This window comes from Streptomyces hawaiiensis (assembly GCF_004803895.1).
Lineage (GTDB): Bacteria > Actinomycetota > Actinomycetes > Streptomycetales > Streptomycetaceae > Streptomyces > Streptomyces hawaiiensis.
The window spans coordinates 5,004,609-5,018,868 of the sequence record NZ_CP021978.1 but is presented as its reverse complement, the minus strand read 5'-3'; the positions used below and the strand labels follow the sequence as shown (position 1 = coordinate 5,018,868).

At 69.0% G+C, this 14,260-nt stretch carries 14 protein-coding genes and 1 pseudogene; 11 read left to right on the top strand and 4 right to left on the bottom strand.

The annotated features are described in order from the left end of the window. Window positions 1-180: 180 nt before the first annotated feature. The 9 genes from CEB94_RS23200 (at window position 181) to CEB94_RS23160 (ending at window position 9,098) form a co-directional block, all read left to right on the top strand. Window positions 181-1,788 carry an MFS transporter gene (locus CEB94_RS23200; protein ID WP_342789731.1) on the top strand — a complete coding sequence of 536 codons (1,608 nt, stop codon included), beginning with the start codon at window positions 181-183 and terminating at the stop codon, window positions 1,786-1,788. Window positions 1,789-2,018: 230 nt separating this feature from the next. Further along, complete coding sequence (locus CEB94_RS23195) at window positions 2,019-3,053, top strand: methyltransferase (protein WP_175434047.1); 1,035 nt, start codon at window positions 2,019-2,021, stop codon at window positions 3,051-3,053. 170 nt (window positions 3,054-3,223) lie between these two features. Further along, window positions 3,224-3,910 carry an antibiotic biosynthesis monooxygenase gene (locus CEB94_RS23190; RefSeq protein WP_175434046.1) on the top strand — a complete coding sequence of 229 codons (687 nt, stop codon included), beginning with the start codon at window positions 3,224-3,226 and terminating at the stop codon, window positions 3,908-3,910. Beyond that, entirely contained in the window at window positions 3,907-5,403 is a 1,497-nt protein-coding gene (locus CEB94_RS23185) for an FAD-binding oxidoreductase (RefSeq protein WP_175434045.1), read from the top strand. The genes CEB94_RS23190 and CEB94_RS23185 overlap by 4 nt, the downstream gene beginning before the upstream one ends. 14 nt (window positions 5,404-5,417) lie before the next feature. Further along, the gene (locus CEB94_RS23180; RefSeq protein ID WP_175434044.1) at window positions 5,418-6,161 is read left to right on the top strand and encodes a class I SAM-dependent methyltransferase; all 744 of its coding nucleotides are present in this window, start codon (window positions 5,418-5,420) and stop codon (window positions 6,159-6,161) included. After that, window positions 6,158-6,508, top strand: a complete 351-nt coding sequence (locus CEB94_RS23175; RefSeq protein WP_175434043.1) for a hypothetical protein — start codon at window positions 6,158-6,160, stop codon at window positions 6,506-6,508. The genes CEB94_RS23180 and CEB94_RS23175 overlap by 4 nt, the downstream gene beginning before the upstream one ends. Then, window positions 6,505-7,644: a nucleotide disphospho-sugar-binding domain-containing protein gene (locus CEB94_RS23170; RefSeq protein ID WP_175434042.1), complete on the top strand. Its 1,140-nt coding sequence runs from the start codon at window positions 6,505-6,507 to the stop codon at window positions 7,642-7,644. Before CEB94_RS23175 ends, CEB94_RS23170 begins: the two co-directional genes overlap by 4 nt. Window positions 7,645-7,648: 4 nt before the next feature. Further along, entirely contained in the window at window positions 7,649-8,845 is a 1,197-nt protein-coding gene (locus CEB94_RS23165) for a cytochrome P450 (RefSeq protein WP_218945928.1), read from the top strand. Further along, entirely contained in the window at window positions 8,829-9,098 is a 270-nt protein-coding gene (locus CEB94_RS23160) for a hypothetical protein (RefSeq protein ID WP_175434041.1), read from the top strand. Before CEB94_RS23165 ends, CEB94_RS23160 begins: the two co-directional genes overlap by 17 nt. Window positions 9,099-9,180: 82 nt before the next feature. Here the strand turns inward: CEB94_RS23160 and CEB94_RS23155 are convergent, their stop codons facing one another. Next, entirely contained in the window at window positions 9,181-9,540 is a 360-nt protein-coding gene (locus CEB94_RS23155; RefSeq protein WP_175434040.1) for a hypothetical protein, read from the bottom strand. Window positions 9,541-9,648: 108 nt separating this feature from the next. Between CEB94_RS23155 and CEB94_RS42250 the strand changes: the two are divergent. Both CEB94_RS42250 and CEB94_RS23150 read left to right on the top strand, forming a co-directional pair. Beyond that, window positions 9,649-9,968 (top strand): annotated as a pseudogene (locus CEB94_RS42250) (hypothetical protein); the annotation flags it as partial. A gap of 52 nt (window positions 9,969-10,020) precedes the next feature. After that, complete coding sequence (locus CEB94_RS23150) at window positions 10,021-10,821, top strand: GNAT family N-acetyltransferase (protein WP_175434039.1); 801 nt, start codon at window positions 10,021-10,023, stop codon at window positions 10,819-10,821. Between the two features lie 41 nt (window positions 10,822-10,862). On the opposite strand, the gene CEB94_RS23145 is transcribed toward CEB94_RS23150, so the two are convergent. From CEB94_RS23145 to CEB94_RS23135, 3 genes are all read right to left on the bottom strand, one after another. After that, on the bottom strand, window positions 10,863-12,281 hold the full coding sequence (locus tag CEB94_RS23145) for a HAMP domain-containing sensor histidine kinase (protein WP_175434038.1): 1,419 nt from the start codon (window positions 12,279-12,281) through the stop codon (window positions 10,863-10,865). Continuing rightward, window positions 12,282-13,001, bottom strand: coding sequence for a response regulator transcription factor (locus tag CEB94_RS23140; protein ID WP_175434037.1), 720 nt, complete (start codon window positions 12,999-13,001; stop codon window positions 12,282-12,284). Between the two features lie 117 nt (window positions 13,002-13,118). After that, window positions 13,119-14,195 (bottom strand): LLM class flavin-dependent oxidoreductase, encoded by a 1,077-nt coding sequence (locus CEB94_RS23135; protein WP_175434036.1) that lies wholly within the window; start codon window positions 14,193-14,195, stop codon window positions 13,119-13,121. Window positions 14,196-14,260 lie beyond the last annotated feature (65 nt).

Sequence of the window (14,260 nt, the reverse complement as noted above, 5' to 3'; positions counted from 1 at the left end):
GAATTCGTCCTCTTCTCCTGCCATAGTGCCACTGCGCCGGGGTCGAAAGGGTCCCCGGCCGGCCCGAGCATCCCACCCTTCGGCGGCCGAACCGGGCGCTTGCATCACACAGGATGGATCAACACCTTGTCTGACAATCCAACTCGGTCTTCATTAGCCAACCGGAACCCCTGGCTGGGCTTGCTGGCCGTTTCTCTCGGTGTGTCGCTGGTGGTCGTGGACTTCACCATCGTCAACGTGGTGATGCCGCCGATCATCGACGACCTGGAGATCTCGGCCTTCGACGCCCAGTGGATCCAAGAGTCCTACGCGATCATTCTGGCCGCTCTGCTGTTGGTGATGGGGCGTCTTTCGGACGTCGTGGGAGCACGTCGGCTGTTCCTGATCGGAACCGTGGTCTTCGGGGTGGCGAGCATCGCCGCCGCCCTCGCGCCCTCCGGGGAGCTCCTGATCGCCAGCCGGTTCGCCCAGGGCATCGGCGGCGCGATCGTCATGCCGACCTCGCTCGCCCTGCTCAACATGACCTTCCACGGGCCCGACCGGGGCAAAGCCTTCGCCATCTGGGGATCCACGATCGGTGCGGCAGCCGCGGTCGGACCGCTGCTGGGTGGCTGGCTCGCCGAGTACTCCTGGCGGTGGGCCTTCGGCATCAACATCTTCGTCGTGGTGCTGATCATCCTGGGCGTCATGAAGTACCTGGAGAAGTCCCCCCGCCAGCCGGGCAAGATCGACGCCGTCGGCGGAGTGCTGTCGGTGCTGGGCCTCGGGCTCCTCGCCTTCGCACTGATCGAGGGGCGCAACTACGGGTGGTGGGAGCCGCAGAAGGACTTCGGCCCCTTCGGGGACGCGCTGGATCTGTCCGTCATCCCGGTCGCTCTGGTCGTCTCCGTGGCGAGCCTGGCGCTGTTCCTGCTGCTCCAGCTCCGGTTGACCCGGGTGGACGGCACGTCACCGCTGATGGACACCTCGCTGTTCGGCATCAAGTCCTTCAGCACGGGCAACATCGCGACGCTGATCATCGCCTTGGCGGAGTTCGGCATGCTCGCCGTCCTGCCCCTGTGGCTCCAGTACACGCTGGGGTACTCGGTGCTCCAGACCGGGCTGATCGTCTTCATCGTCGCGGTGGGCAGCTTCTTCGCGAGCGGAGCGAGCTTCGGCATGGCCGAAAAGGTCGGCCCCATCGGCCTGGTGCGCATCGGCCTGGTGCTCGAGGCCATCGGTCTGCTGATGTTCGGTCTGATGGCCGACAGCGATTCGCAGTGGTGGATCATCGGAATCGCCCTGTTCCTGTACGGCATGGGAGTCGGCTTCGCCACCGCGCAGGTCACCAACGTCGTCCTGGCGGACGTACCGCCACAGCACGCCGGCCAGGGGTCCGGAATCCAGAGCGCCGCACGTCAGCTCGGTTCCGCGCTCGGCATCGCGGTCCTGACGTCGACCTTCTTCACGGCGCTGGACTCCGACCTGTCGGATCGGCTCGTCCAGCAGGGAACGCCCGCACCCGAGGCGGACAAGCTGTCGTCGGCGGTCTCGGACAGCGCCGGCTCGATGATCTCCGGGCTGAGTGAGAACCCGCAGACGGCACCGGCCGCCGACGCTGCCCGCGACGCCATGTCCCACGCCATTCAGATCAACGGCTACACCTGCGCCGCGCTGCTGGCGCTCGGCATGCTGGCGACCCTCCTCATCCCCCGGCCCAAGGCCGGTGCCCAGCAGTGGGGCGAGGAGCACGGTCCCGGCGAGACCTCGGACACCGACGTCAAGGCCGGTAAGTTCTCCGCCTCTTAGGGGCGTCCGGATCCGCACAGTCGTCGGGTCCATCCACCGCAGAGTGCTGCACGACGGGGCCCGTTGGCTCCGTCATGCAGCACTCTGCGCAGTTCAGGCGCTGATTCCCGGGAGCATCCCATGAGGATACCTAGCGCCGGTCAGGCATCGACAACAGAGTGAGTTCGAGAACGAACTCCCCCTGCAGCGGTGCCTCACCTCCACGCATGTCCACCAGTCGAAGGGACATCATGACCATTGCCACATCGGAATCGCTGCACGCGTCGCCACCCGTCAGCGTTCAGATCCTCGACCTCCTCATGGGAGGCTGGCGCGCCGGTGTCGTCAGCACGTTCGCGGAACTGGGCGTGGCCGACGGCCTGGCCTCCGGAGGACTGACGCCGGCCCAACTGGCGGTTCGGCTCGGACTGGAGCGCGACACCGCGGAGCGCTTCTTCCGCGCGGGCGCGTCCGTCGGGCTGCTGCGGCAGGGCGAGGCCGGCACGCTGGAACTCACTCCCCTGGGCCGCGCCCTGGCCACCGACGGCGACTCCATGCGCAACTTCGCGCGGTGGACGGGGTCGACCGCCGAGCGCGCGACCTGGGCACACCTGCACACCGCGGTGCGCACCGGCCGCTCTCCCTTCGCCGCGATGCACGGTTCGGGCGTATGGGAGTTCATGGAGTCGGATCCCGAGACCGCGGCCGTCTTCAACTCGGCCATGAGCGAGTTGTCCAAGAGGATCATCCGGTCCGTGGTCGAGGCGTTCGACTTCTCCCGGTTCGGCAGTGTCACCGACGTGGGCGGAGGAAGAGGGGCGCTTCTGGCCGCCGTGCTCCAGAAGCACCCCGAGATGTCCGGCGTTCTCTTCGATCAGCCGGACGTGGTGTCGCGAGCCATGACGGAGCTGTCGGACGCGGGGGTCTCCGCCCGCGTGACGGTGACGTCCGGCTCCTTCTTCGACAGCGTCCCGTCGGGGAGCGACCTGTACATGATCTCCAACGTCTTCCACGACTGGGACGACGGGCGTTCTCGTCTCATTTTCAAGAACATCGCGTCAGCCATGCACTCAGGGGCGCACATCGCCGTCGTGGAGGCTGTGGCGGGCTTGGACGACACGGCGGACAAGGCCATCGCCCTCATGGACATGGACATGCTCGTCCTCTGCGAAGGCAAACAGCGCACCGTGGAGGAGTTCCGGTCCCTGATGTCCGAGGTCGGGATCGAACTGGTCGGGGTCAGCCGCGCCGGGCTGCAGTCCGTCGTCGAAGGAAAGAAAGTCTGATCCGCCGGCGCCGCCCGGCGTCGTCAGTGACGGCGCGAGCCGCGCGTCTGCGTCGCGGCCGGGCCGCCCCGCGGCGCCGGGCGGCCCACTTCTCCCACGTCACTGAGAGCAGGACCCATCAGCCATGCGCGCCCCCTCCCGGGCCGCCCGACAGCACACGAAAGGGCCTCATGCCGATCATCGAGCCTGAGAACGGCTCCCTGACCGTGTTCAACCTGTTCAACACCACCGACGCGGAGAAGCAGGCGACCCTCCTGGACGCCATGCGCGGCATCATCGCCAATGCGAACTACCCCGGATGGCGGTCCTCCACCCTGCACGCGGGGGTGGCGAAGCCGTGCGCGGCCAACTACATACAGTGGCGGTCGATCGACGACCTGAAAGAGCGGTACGAGGGCGAGAACTTCAAGCACAACACGGTTCCCTACTTCAGCGAACTCACCACGTCGGTGCACCTGCTGAAGACCGAGGTGGTGTCCGTCCAGACGAAGAACGGTGACTCCCGGACGGAGATAGGCCCGGACCGGGGCGACCTCACCGTCATCGTCCTGATGGGGTGCGATCCCAAGAACCAGAGCGAGCTCGTATCCCTGCTCGAGAAGCCTGACGACTGGATGCGGCAGATACCCGGGTACCGGTCCCACAGCATCCTCAGGGCGCTCGACGGCGACCTGGTCATCAACTACGCGCAGTGGGACGACGCGGCCTCCTACGAGGCGTTCCACACCATGCCGGAGGAAGAGCGTCCCGCGCACGACCGGCAGATGCGCGCACGCGGCAAGTCGTTGCTGACGTCGCGGGAGTCCAACACGTACGAGACGGTGTTCTCGCAGTCGGCCGAAGGCTACGCGTCATGACCGCGCCGATGTCGCCGCTCACGGTGGGCCGTGAGGACTCGCGGTACATCGAGTTGTCGCACTCGGACAACCATCGATTCACCGTCGAGCCGGAGGAGTTCCTTCTTCCCGTCACGTCGGACGACGTCGTCGCCTCCTTGCAGAAGGCCGTCGGGGAAGGGCGGGGTGTGGCTTGCCGGTCCGGCGGCCACTGCGGGCAGGACTTCGTCGGCTCGCCGCGACGAGACCTCGTCCTGGACCTCCACAACCTCAACACCATCGGTCCGTCCGCTGACGGCCCGGGGGTGCGAGTGGGTGCGGGCGCGACGGTCGACCAGGTCCAGAAGGCCTTGTTCCGCCGGTGGAACGCGTCCCTCCCCCTGGGCGCCTGCTCCGCGGTGGGCATGGGAGGGCTGGTCGCGGGCGGTGGTTACGGACCGCTGTCGCGCCGGCTGGGGCTGGTGGTGGACCATCTGCACGCGGTGGAGGTCGCCGTCGTGGACGAGACCCGGAACGTTCGTCTGGTGACCGCGCGGGCCGAGGACCCCGGCGAGCTCGGAGAGCTCTTCTGGGCGCACACCGGCGGCGGGGGCGGCAACTTCGGCATCGTCACCGCGTATGAGTTCCGCAGCCCGGAGCACCTCGCCACGGAACCCATCGGCTTGCCGCGCGCCTCCGGCCGACTGCACGTCCAGAAGATCGTGTACCCCTGGGCCATGATGGACGAGGCGTCCTTCGTCACCGTGATGAAGCGTTTCTTCGAGTGGCACGAACGCCACCGTGAGCCGACGGCACCCGAGTCCTCGCTGTTCGCCACCTTCTTCGTGAACCACAGCAGCGCGGGGATGCTGCAACTGATGGTTCAGCAGGACGCCGACGTGGATCCCGACGGCAAGGTCCTCGGGGACTTCGTCTCGTTCCTGACCGAGGGCACCCGCGCGGTGGGCATTCCCCGAGGGGGTGTCATGAGCTGGCTGACCGGCACCCGCTACATGAGTCAGGCCGACTGCGGTGACGTCATGGGCGCCCGGTCCGCCTCCAAGTCCGCCTATCACCGTGCGGCCCCCACCGACGACCAGCTCGCGGTGCTCTACCGGCACCTGCACGCGGACCACCCCGGCCAGGCGTCGTACGTCATGTTCAACAGCTACGGCGGAGAGATCAACCGGCGGGCGCCGTCGGAAACCGTCGTCCCCCAACGCGACTCCGTCGTGAAGTCGTCCTGGTTCACGGCCTGGCAGGGCGCCCAGCTGGACGAGCTGCACCTCGGCTGGCTGCGCGGCCTCTACGAGGAGTTCTTCGCCGATACGGGGGGCGTGCCCGTGACCGACGGCCGTACCGACGGCTGCTACATCAACTACCCCGACACCGATCTCCTGGACCCCGCCCACAACCGCTCCGAACAGCCGTGGCACCACCTGTATTACAAGGAGAACTACGCCCGCTTGCAATCGACGAAGCGCAGCTGGGACCCCTTGAACATCTTCCATCACAGCATGTCCGTAGAACTCTGAGAGGACGGCGATCGATGCCAACCGGCAGCACGGAGAAGATCCCCTTCGAGAAGCTCTATCAAGACGGGGAGAAGTCTGGCCCCCTCATGCCGTGGAACATCGGTGGTCCGCAGCCGGCTGTTCGCGCGATCTGTGATCACGGTGGTTTCCGCGGGCATGTGCTCGATCTGGGCTGTGGTCTCGGGGACAACGCGTTGTACCTGGCTTCCAAGGGACTTCAGGTCTCCGCGGTCGACGTTTCCGAGGTCGCCGTCCAGTGCGGTCGCGACAAGGCCCGTGACAACGGCGTGACCATCGACTTCCAGGTGGCCGACGCGTTCTCCCTCGCGACGTCCGGCGCCCAGTACGACACGGTGCTGGACAGCGCCTTCTTCCACACGCTGCCGGCAGAGGACGTCCCGCGCTACACGGAGCTCCTGCGGACCCTGTGCAACGAGGGCGCCGAGCTTCATCTGTTCACCTTCTCGAAGGAGCTGACCCCCGATTACCCGGGGCCGCGCCGTGTTTCCGAGTCGGAGTTGCGGGACGCGTTCGGCGCGGAGTGGGACATCAAGCTGATCGAGGCGACGCGATACCACAGCTCGCTGCCGCCGGAAGCCGTCTCCCGCATGGTCGACCCGCGCACCTTCGAGGTGGACGCCCCCACCGACAACCTCGCCGAGCAGATGATCGACGAAGCCGGGAACGTCGTTTCCTGGATCTGGCACATGCACGCCGTACTGCGTCCGCAGGAGACCCGATCGGAGACACCGGCATGAAGTTCGCCGCCGTCATCGTCGTCAACTATCTGACCCCCTGGTACACGCTGTCACTCGACGAGCGCATCACGATCGAGCACGAGCACGTCTTCCCCGCCATCGGCGCCTTCGTGAAGCGGGGAGGGGAGATAACGCCGGTGCGCGCCATCAAGTACGGCCGTGACGCGGAGAGTTTCTTCATCCTGGGCTTCGACGAGATGGACAACTACCTGGACCTGGTCCGGGAGCTTCGGTCGAGCCATCTCATGACCTCGGGTCTCGCCGCCATCGAATTCGAAACGGTGGGGCTGAAGGAAGCCTATTTCGCGGAGCGCGACAAGGACCGGTCACCGGGGGGTGCCTCATGAAGGCTCTGTTCTACGCCGCGGGCACGAGTCCGGCCAGCGCGTTCGCGATCGGGCCCCTCGCCTCGGCGCTGAGGGCGTCCGGGCACGACATCCTGGTGGCGTCCTTCGAGGAGATGTCCGGCGCTGTCACCGGCATCGGCCTGCCCTCCATCCCGGTGGCACGCGGGCACACGACCGAGAGCATCAAGGCCGCCTCCGACGGCAAGCCGGCGATCGAGTACCCCCACCGGCCCGAACAGGAGATGCCCTACCTGGGCCACTGGTTCGGCCGCCAGGGAAGCTACGTGTTCGACGACCTGGTGGACATCTCCCGGACATGGGGCGCCGATGTCCTCGTCGCGGGGAGCCAGGGGCACGGAGCGGAGATCGCCGCCCGGTTCCTCGACATTCCCTTCGTCCGCCAGTCCTGGGACCTGTTCGACGTCAGCGGTTACGAGGAGCACCTCCACAAGGAGATGGCGGACGAGCTGGCCAAGATCGGCGCGGACTCACTGCCCGATCCCTCGCTCAAGATCGACATCTGCCCGCCCGGACTGACCGGTACGGACGGCACCTTCATGCGCTGGACCCCGCACAACAAACAGCGGGAGATCGAGCCGTGGATGCTGAAGACTCCGGACAGCGGGCGCGTGTGTCTGACGATGGGGAGCTTCCGGTACGCCTTCCCGGGCGCGATGGACCGGATCTCGGCCATCGTGGAGGGGCTGCTGGAACTCGAGGTCGAAGTCGTCGTGGCCATCGGCGAGGCAGAGGGAAAGCGGCTCGAGGAGAAGTACCCGCGGGTGCGGGCGGGATGGATTCCGCTGGAGGCCATCCTCCCCACCTGTGAGGTGATCATCCACCCGGCGGGCGGTCTGACGGCCATCAACGCCATCAACACGGCCACTCCGCAGCTGATCCTCAACCCCTTCGAGGCGTTCGTCCCGAGGCTGAAACACCTCACCGACTACGGATGCGCGCGGACGCTCTACCGCGAGGAAGGTACTCCGGAGGCGATCGCGCAGGTCGTCAAGGAGATGCTGGGGGATTCGTCCTACTGCCTCAAGGCCCGGAATCTGGCGGAGCGAGCCGCGACCGCGCCGACGGCCGTGGGAATGGTCCCGCTGATCGAAGAACTCGTCGGGAAGAAAGGGTGATTCGGTGACGTCGACGATGACGATTCCCGAGGTCGATCTGGACCCCTACACCGACGGGTCGATAACCGACCCGTATCCGCTGTACGGAGCCCTCCGCGATGCCGCACCGGTGGTGTACCTGACCGCCCACCAGGTGCACTGCGCCGCCCGCTACGACGAGGTGTACTCGGCCCTGCACCGGCACGGCACGTTCGTGTCCGGCGAAGGGGTGGGTCTGACGGACACCCTCAACCAGGCGCAGAAGGGCAGCAGCTTCACCAGCGATCCGCCGTACCACGCCTACGTGCGTGGGCTGGTGGCTCGGCACCTGAAGCCCCGTGCGATGGCTGACATCAATGGATACGTCACGTCCTGGGCGGATCGGCTGGTCCGGGAGCTGGTCGAACGTGGGTCGTTCGACGCCGTCCAGGACTTCGCGGTCGCGTTCCCGCTGGCCGTGGTTCCGGATCTGCTGGGGTGGCCGGAGGACGAGGGGAAGGAACGGCTGCTGGAGTGGGCCAGTGCCGGTTTCAACGCCTTCGGGCCCATGAACGACCGCACACAGGCCGGGCTTCCTCTCCTGGGTGAGATGGCCGGGTTCCTCCACCGGATGTCGCAACCGGGCAACCTGCGTCCGGGGAGCTGGGGCGCGGAGCTGGTCTCGGAGGCCCGGGACGGCAAGATCGAGGACAAGCTGCTGCCCGGACTGCTCGGTGACTTCCTGGCCCCGTCCATGGACACGTCCGTCAGCGCGCTGTCCAGCATGTTGTGGCTGCTGGGCACGCACGAGGACCAGTGGCGCCGCTTGCGGGAGAACCCCTCACTGGTCTCGTCGGCGTTCAACGAGATCATCCGGCTGGAATCGCCGCTTCGCGGGTTCACCCGCTACGTGGCGGAGGACACCGAGCTGGGCGGGGCGCCGTTGTCCCGTGGATCGCGGGTACTCCTCCTCTTCGGTTCGGCGAACCGCGACGAGAGGTTCTGGGAGGACCCGGAGTCGTTCGACATCGCACGGCCGGGCGCGGCCCAGCACGTCGGTTTCGGGCACGGCATCCACGCGTGCGTCGGTCAGGCCCTGTCACGTCTGGAGGGGCAGAGCCTGCTGGAGGCCCTCATCCGTCACGTCGGCAGGATCGAGGTGGGAGAGCCCACGTGGAGGCTGCACAACACCATCCGTGGGATCGAGAGGATGGACGTGACGCTCCATGGACGGACCTCCTGAAGCCGGCGAAGTCCTGGCCGTGGTCAGGATCGACGGCCGGCGGTGCGAGATGCACGAACAGTGCGAGGGGCTGTCCAGCGCGATCTTCCGGACCCCTGAACAGCGGATCGCGGTCCGAGCGGGAGCGGTCGGCGGGTTCGGCGACGTGCGGTACCTGGAGCGGTTGATCAGGTCCTGCCCGATGGGAGCCCTTGAGCTGGACAGGACGACCGTCGAACCATCTGCCCTGGTGGCGCGGGAGAAGTCCTCCTGAGCCATGAGATCGACGTAACCGGAGATCCATGCGGGAACCGACTGCTCCCGCATGGATCTCCGCTGTCGACGGAGGCGGCGGGTCAGTGGTCGGAGTAGCTGAAGTCCCCCACGGTCCAGGCGCTCACGTCCTCGATCGCGACCCGGTACATCCCGCCCGTCTCCGGGATCCCCACCGTGCCCTGCAGGATGCGGGCGACATGGAAGTGCAGATGCGTGGGCGGTCCTTCCTTCTTCGTAGGGGTGTCGAAGACGGTGGAGAACTCGCCGAGCCGGGCGGAGCTGGTCAGCACCTCCGACACCCTCTGCCTCCACACGGCTTCCGGAGCCAGCCGGCCGGTGATGACAGCCCCACTGGCGACCACGGTCAAGGACATCTGGTTGCTCTGCCCGGACTCCACACGGGCAGCGATGTCAACGATCAGCTCGTCAGGCTTCCGCATGGGATCGGATTCTATGCACCGGCCCGCCCGGGCGCCTCGGGTGGTGGCACTACGGAGACGGAACAGGCCGCCCCATGATGGTGCCGCCGGAGGCTCCGGGCGCCGCGGGCCTGCACGACGGGTGCGACCGCCGAGCTGCTCGGTACCCCTCCCGGCTTTCCCCGTGCCATCGGCGAGGCGGGGCTGATCACACCCCTGCGCTCACAGGGCGGCCACCGCCACCATGCCGCCACCGGCTCCGAAGCGCCGCCCGGGCGCGTGAACTCGTGGACCGGAGCGCGCGTCGGCCCCGAACAGCGCCACGCCGGCGGATCGCTCCGCCCGTCGACCGCCGTCTGAGGTGCGATGGCCGGAATGCGACGCGCAGGGCCCCTCCCTCGCGGGGCAGGATCTCTACGGTCGTGGGGTCGCGCCGAGGGATCCCGTGACCGACGGGACGAGTACGGCGGCCGTCGCCGGCCGAGACCTGAGGGGGCCCTAATGCGTGATCTCGCGGAGTCGGTCGAATCGGTGGAGCAACTCGCCACGGTGTGGCGGGCCATGGTGCTCGACCGGGATCCGCAGGCCGATGTGCGGGACCTGCCGGGCATCGCCGTGCGGTGGGCCGACTGCCGGTTCGCCTTCTGGAACTGCGTGACCCTGACCGATGCCGGTGCCGATGCCGGGTTGCTGAAGCAGCGGCTGAACGAGGCCGCCGAGATCATGCGGGCGAAGACCCACCCCGGGTTCCTGTGGGTCTTCGAGGATCTGCTCGACGCCCCGGCGCACGCCGCGCTGGGGGACGCCGCCGAGCGGGCGGGCCTGCGCTACGCCTTTCCCGGCACCGGCATGGCGGGAGATCTGCTGCCCATTCCCGAGCCCGCCCACCCCGAGCTGACCTTCGTGCGCGTGACCGACGACGAACTGCTGCGGTCCTACGCGGACATCAACTCGCGTGCCTACGGGTTCCCTCTGGAGGACGGGCGGGACGGGCTCGCCGGGTCCTCGCTGTGGAAGAGCCGGGTGTTCGCGTACCTGGGCCTTCGGGACGGAGTCCCCGTGACCTGCGCGGCCTCGGTGGAGGCCGACGGGCGGCTGTTCGTCGCGCTGGTCGCCACCGACCCGGGGTGGGAGCGGCGGGGGTACGGCGAGGCCGTGACCCGCAAGGCGCTGTACGAGGGGGCCCGGGCCACCGGGCTGACCCGGGCGACGTTGCACGCGACCGCCGCCGGAGCGCCCGTGTACCCGAGGATCGGGTTCCGGCCCACCTCTCCGATGCGGTTCTACTCCCTCGGGGACTGACCGGCCCACGGCGCGGACGGGCTCCCGCAAGGCCCGCGGGGTCAGTCCAGGCCTCCGCCCACCGTGAACCCGGTCACCGTCCCGCCGCCGTCCCGCCGGAACGCGAACGGCGCTCCCCCGTGTGCGAGGGCCACCTCGCGGACGATGGACAGGCCCAGGCCGGAACCCGGCAGGGAGCGGGCGTCGGCGGCCCGGTAGAAGCGGTCGAAGACCCGGGTGAGGTCACTGTCGGCGATGCCCGGTCCGCGGTCGAGGACCTCGACCCGGATCGTGCCGGGCCGGGCGGGCCCCGAGACGACGATCTCGATGGGGGCCCGGCCGCGCTGGTCGAACTTCACCGCGTTCTCGACGAGGTTGGAGAGCGCCCGGGTCAGCATCCCGGGCCGCCCGTCGGTCGTGGTGTCGCCGCTCGCGCGCAGCACGATCTCCCGGCCGCTGCGGCGCCGGGCCACCCCCGCCACCTCCTCGGCGATGTCCGCCACGTCCACCCGCCGCGGCGGCTCGGTGTCGGACTGCCCGGCCGCGAGATCCACCAGCTCGTTGACCAGGTCGGTCAGCTCCCGGGCCTCCTGGCCCAGGTCGGCGACCAGTTCCTCGCGGGCCTCCGGCGGGAGTTCGCCGATCCGGCGCAGCAGGGAGATGTTCGTGCGCAGCGAGGTCAGCGGTGTGCGCAGCTCGTGGCCCGCGTCCTGGACCAGGCGGCGCTGGTCCTCCTCGGACTGCGCGAGCCGGCCCAGCATGCGGTCGAAGGCCCGGCCGAGGCGGCCCACCTCGTCATGACCGGCCACGGGCACCTGGATGCCCAGCCGGCGGGTGCGGGCGACGTCCTCGGCGGCGTCGGTCAGCACGACCAGGCGGCGTGTGATCCGCCGGGCCAGCCACCAGCCGAACAGCCCGGCGCCGACCACCACGGCGGCCATCAGCAGCAGCGTCCGCTGCTGGAGCGCCCGCAGCAGGTCCTCGACGTCGCTGAACTCCTGCGCGACCTGCACCGCGCCCCGGCCGCCGCCGAGGGAGACGGTGGCGACGCGGTAGACGTCGTCGCCGACGTCGACGTCCTTGTGCTGGGCCACCTCCCCGGACAGGACCGCGGCCGCGATCCGCGCGTCGGCGCCGGTGACCGGCAGCCCCGGGCTGCCCGGGTCGACGACGTGCCCGTCCGGGCCGAGCACCTGCACGTCCGTCCGGGCCGGCCGCACCAGGTCGTGGCCGGGCGCGGCGGACGAGAAGTCGCCGGGCGTCATGTGGTTCTGCCGCACCTCGTCGCGCAGATCCTGCACGACCTCGTCGAACACCGTCTGCTGGTCCACCCGCACCAGCCGCGCGGCGGCGCTGTACGACAGGATGCCGACCAGGATCGTCACGGCCGCCGTCACCGCCGCGAACGACACCGCGAAGGTGGTGCGCAGCGAGACCAGCTTCGGCCGCCGCCCGGCCAGCAGCCCGCGCAGGCGGCCCACTCAGTCCTCCCGCAGCACGTAACCCACGCCCCGGACCGTGTGGATCAGCTGCGGCGCGTCCGGCTCGTCGAGCTTGCGGCGCAGATAGCCGACGTAGACGGCGAGGTTCTTCGAGCCGGGCCCGAAGTCGTAGCCCCAGATGCGGTCGTAGATCGTCGAGTGGTCGAGGACGATGCCGGCGTTGCGCACCAGCAGTTCCAGCAGCTCGAACTCGGTGCGGGTCAGCTCCAGCTCGCGCGCGCCCCGCCAGGCCCGGCGCGCCTGGGGGTCCATACGGATGCCGGCGGCCTCGATGAACCGCTCCGGGAGCGGCCTGGACGCCTCGGCCGCGGGTGCGCTCCCGGTGTTCACCGGGCTGGTACGGCGCAGCAGGGCGCGCAGCCGGGCGAAGACCTCCTCCACGTCGAACGGCTTCACCACGTAGTCGTCGGCGCCCGCGTCCAGGCCGGCGATCCGGTCGGCGGTCTCCACGAGGGCCGTCAGCATCAGCACCGGGGTGCGGTCGCCCTCGGCGCGCAGCACCCGGCACACCTGGAGCCCGTCGATGCCGGGCATCATCACGTCCAGGACGAGCACGTCCGGACGGTTGCGGTGGGCCTGCGCCAGCGCCTCGACACCGTCGGCGACCGCCATGACCCGGTAACCCTCCAGGGTCAGGGCACGCTCCAGGGCGTTGCGGATGGCGCGGTCGTCTTCGGCGAGCAGCACGGTGTTGGGCACGCGTCCAGTGTGCCAAGCCGCCCGCCGACCGGGACCGTATGTGTTGCGCCGGAGCGTCCTTCTTACTGCCCTCTCACCAGGGGCCGGGCAACCGTGGAGCCGGTCCCTACCGTCCCCTCACCCTCGGTCCCGGGCGAGCCGGGCCGCGTGCGTCGGGGCGTCCGGCACGTCCGCCGGGCGGTTCAGGGCGAACTCCTTGCGCAGCACCGGCACGACCTCCTCGCCCAGCAGGTCGATCTGCTCCAGCACGGACTTCAGCGGCAGCCCGGCGTGGTCGACGAGGAACAGCTGGCGCTGGTAGTCGCCGGCGTAACCGCGGAAGGCCAGCGTCTTCTCGATGACCTGCTGCGGGGAGCCCACGGTCAGCGGCGTCTGGTCCATGAAGTCCTCCAGCGACGGCCCGTGCCCGTACACCGGCGCGACGTCGAAGTAGGGCCGGAACTCTCGCACGGCGTCCTGCGCGTTCTTGCGCATGAACACGTGCCCGCCGAGTCCGACGATCGCCTGCTCGGGGGTGCCGTGCCCGTAGTGGGCGTACCGCGTCCGGTACAGCTCGACCATGCGCTTGGTGTGGTCGGCCGGCCAGAAGATGTTGTTGTGGAAGAAGCCGTCGCCGTAGAACGCGGCCTGCTCGGCGATCTCCGGGGAGCGGATCGAGCCGTGCCAGACGAACGGCGGTACGCCGTCCAGCGGGCGGGGCGTGGCCGTGAAGCCCTCCAGGGGCGTACGGAACTTCCCCTCCCAGTCGACGACGTCCTCGCGCCACAGGCGGTGCAACAGGGCGTAGTTCTCGACGGCGAGGTTGATGCCCTGCCGGATGTCCTGCCCGAACCAGGGATAGACCGGGCCGGTGTTCCCGCGCCCCAGCATCAGGTCCACCCGGCCGTCGGCCAGGTGCTGGAGCATCGCGAAGTCCTCGGCGATCTTCACCGGGTCGTTGGTGGTGATCAGGGTCGTGGCCGTGGAGAGGATCAGCCGCTCGGTACGGGCCGCGACGTAGCCGAGCATCGTGGTCGGCGACGAGGGCACGAACGGCGGGTTGTGGTGCTCACCGGTCGCGAAGACGTCGAGCCCCACCTCCTCGGCCTTCAGCGCGATGGCCACCATGGCCTTGATCCGCTCGCGCTCCGTGGGCTTCCGGCCGGTGGTGGGGTCGGGCGTGACGTCGCCGACGCTGAAGATCCCGAACTGCATGGTCGCTCACCCTCCAGGTTGTTTACTGTTCAACCATACCTGGGGAACCGCGGCCCCCATGGGGC

Coding starts and splice junctions, on each gene's coding strand:
- CEB94_RS23195 (WP_175434047.1), top strand. CDS start 2,019: ATGACCATTGCCACATCGGAATCGCTGCACGCGTCGCCACCCGTCAGC.
- CEB94_RS23190 (WP_175434046.1), top strand. CDS start 3,224: ATGCCGATCATCGAGCCTGAGAACGGCTCCCTGACCGTGTTCAACCTG.
- CEB94_RS23185 (WP_175434045.1), top strand. CDS start 3,907: ATGACCGCGCCGATGTCGCCGCTCACGGTGGGCCGTGAGGACTCGCGG.
- CEB94_RS23180 (WP_175434044.1), top strand. CDS start 5,418: ATGCCAACCGGCAGCACGGAGAAGATCCCCTTCGAGAAGCTCTATCAA.
- CEB94_RS23175 (WP_175434043.1), top strand. CDS start 6,158: ATGAAGTTCGCCGCCGTCATCGTCGTCAACTATCTGACCCCCTGGTAC.
- CEB94_RS23170 (WP_175434042.1), top strand. CDS start 6,505: ATGAAGGCTCTGTTCTACGCCGCGGGCACGAGTCCGGCCAGCGCGTTC.
- CEB94_RS23160 (WP_175434041.1), top strand. CDS start 8,829: ATGGACGGACCTCCTGAAGCCGGCGAAGTCCTGGCCGTGGTCAGGATC.
- CEB94_RS23155 (WP_175434040.1), bottom strand. CDS start 9,540: ATGCGGAAGCCTGACGAGCTGATCGTTGACATCGCTGCCCGTGTGGAG.
- CEB94_RS23150 (WP_175434039.1), top strand. CDS start 10,021: ATGCGTGATCTCGCGGAGTCGGTCGAATCGGTGGAGCAACTCGCCACG.
- CEB94_RS23135 (WP_175434036.1), bottom strand. CDS start 14,195: ATGCAGTTCGGGATCTTCAGCGTCGGCGACGTCACGCCCGACCCCACC.